1 protein-coding gene and 2 pseudogenes are annotated in these 2,370 nt (G+C 39.5%); 2 read left to right on the top strand and 1 reads right to left on the bottom strand.

The genetic code is table 11. The annotated features are described in order from the left end of the window. Positions 1-1,080, top strand: a pseudogene (locus ACFIKE_RS09600) (filamentous hemagglutinin); the annotation flags it as partial. After that, positions 1,077-1,490, top strand: coding sequence for a hypothetical protein (locus tag ACFIKE_RS09595; protein WP_375649602.1), 414 nt, complete (start codon positions 1,077-1,079; stop codon positions 1,488-1,490). The pseudogene ACFIKE_RS09600 and the gene ACFIKE_RS09595, both read left to right, overlap by 4 nt. A gap of 114 nt (positions 1,491-1,604) precedes the next feature. Here the strand turns inward: ACFIKE_RS09595 and ACFIKE_RS09590 are convergent. After that, positions 1,605-1,850: pseudogene (locus ACFIKE_RS09590) on the bottom strand (antA/AntB antirepressor family protein); the annotation flags it as partial. Positions 1,851-2,370 lie beyond the last annotated feature (520 nt).

Here is a 2,370-nt window from a genome sequence, read left to right as displayed (position 1 = left end):
CTTACTGATACAACTGGACAGAGGGCGATGGGGCAAGATGCTGGACAAATCATTGGCTCTCTCAACCGCAACACCGCAGCAGCCCACCAAGCTGTAGGACAGCTAGATGTCGCACCGCTTGAGGGAGCAGTGCATAATCGCGTAGATATGATCAATGATTTATCGGATGAAGGATTGGGATACTGGGACAAAGTGCGCGAAGTCGCAAATGTTAAAGAGCATCCAGTAGGTGAGATTGCGCATGATGAAAATGGCAAAGTACTCTATTTAACCGATGAAAATGGAGAACCTATAAAAGACAGCGATGGAGAATATATTACTCTGTATCACTTTTTAAATGCTGAAGATGAGCAGTATTTACAAGCTGGCTCTGATGGCAACAGGCGTATGTTCTATAATGGTATTTTTAACACACCCGATGAGGCAGCGCGTAATGCGGTTCAGTTAGCTGATAATGAGCATGAGCCCCTTTATTTTACATACCACCCACAAGCTAAAGACAGGCTCGTAGAGATCGGAGTAGCGATTTATGAGTATTTTGGGAGATGGAGTAATTCGACCAAGAAGTTACAAGATTTTATCTATCGTTATGGCAATACAGGGGCGATTGTTAGTGCGCATAGCCGTGGTAGTTTGACAGTGGGCAATGGAATGCGTGACTTTGAACAGCGTGGCATTCACGGTATAGCAGAAAAAACAGATATCTATCTTTTTGGACCAGCTGATAACTCTCAATCAATAGCGAATGCACTATATTATGTGAGTGATGGTAAAAAAGATCATATTTATTTACAAAACCATATATTCGATCCCATTGGTACAGGAATTGGTCACAATCTACCTACTTTTTATAAGGCACCCTTGAGGTTCCCTTATGCAATATTTCCACCAGCAACTCCAATGATAGAGCAAGGGAAAGCTCTAGGCGGCTTTAAATCTAGCACCCATAGGTGTTATGGTAATGCGTCGGCAGCATGTAAACGTGATTATGGAGCACATCATAATGATAATACAAAAATTTATGCACCTTATGCAATTTTAGATAATTTAGGTTTAGGTTATTTATGGAGAAAAAAATGAATACACTGTTTAAATTATTGAGTGGGATAGTTTTATTAAGTATAGCTGGATGTGACATTGAAAACATTGACAAACCTGCTCCAGGGTACGTGAATATGTGGGAGAAGCCAGGAGCAGATTCTACTGAGGTAGGAAAAGCCTTATTAGAATGTGGAATGCCGAGTCTTATCGATCCTGGTTCAGAAAATAAAGAGGTAAACAATAATGGATGGGCAACAATTGATGCCTGTATGGTTCAAGCAGGATTCCACTATAAAGATAAATGGGGAGGAACTTGGTGTCAAAACTATAAAGCCGAAAACTTGCCCATTTGTCAGCCTGGTGCTGTCATCCCGAAGAGAAGTGTCGAAAAGCGCTTAAACAGCCCGTTTTGTAAAAGGTATAAAAATGCATCTGAATGCAAGCCTTAAGTCTTGCTTGTAATGACCGACAATCCGCCATCCTTGCCTTCGCTTGGAATGGCGCGATTGTTTACTCACGCACATTATTTAACGGATGAAGAAAAGCATTTACAAGCCGGCTCTTATGGCAAGGTGTTTTCCCATGTCTAGTGTTATGTGGTATTCTTTTACTTTTCCAACGCTTACTAAATTTTTAGTAAGCGTTATAAAGTTTATATTTTCCTGAAATTTACATTCTTTAATGCGATTTTTAATCCAATCATTAAAGCGGGATTTTATCTCTAAAAACGTATGCAAGTCACGTGCATTAACAGTTTGAACAGTCTCTTGATCAATGACCTGTTCTTTAATTTCTATAAGTGTGTTCATAATGAACTCCTAGTTGTTAGAGGTTTCTTAATGACACTCTAAAAGAGTGCCGGGCGCTAAGAAACACGGCAACTAGCCCGTCGCTATGCTTTCCCCGAAAGGGTATTATATGGCAAAACACACCCGACAATATTATTATATGCGTGTAGCATACAATGAGTCAAAGCTTTTAAATTGCGGAAAATGAGTTATTTCGGCAACCAATCCGCTAGTTGTTTTTAAGGTGTTTCTTAGGCACCTGATTCGATTATTCATATCGCTGTAATAATGTCACGCAGTAATATCACTTTTTTCTAAAAATCATAAGCACATCTTTACTTTATTTGTCGACTCACTTTAAATTCTGCGGCTTAGTTTTTTATTTATAGCGGAGGGGAAAATAATGCTCGATACGCTTGATACAATTGCGGTGATCGTATGCTTGTTATCATTCCCAGTGACGGTTGTCGGACTTGTTTTAGTGTGTATAAAAAAATGGCGGAAAAACGGATTGAAAACTCTTGGTATTGGAGTTTTATTA

The organism is Bartonella sp. MU70NMGDW, assembly GCF_042194085.1.
In the GTDB taxonomy this organism is placed as follows: Bacteria; Pseudomonadota; Alphaproteobacteria; order Rhizobiales; family Rhizobiaceae; genus Bartonella; species Bartonella grahamii.
Note: the sequence above shows the minus strand (reverse complement) of the source record. Positions and strands in the feature narration are given on the sequence as shown.

What these genes read in the sequence shown, in the direction of transcription:
- ACFIKE_RS09595 (WP_375649602.1), top strand. Translation starts at nt 1,077, where the DNA reads ATGAATACACTGTTTAAATTATTGAGTGGGATAGTTTTATTAAGTATA.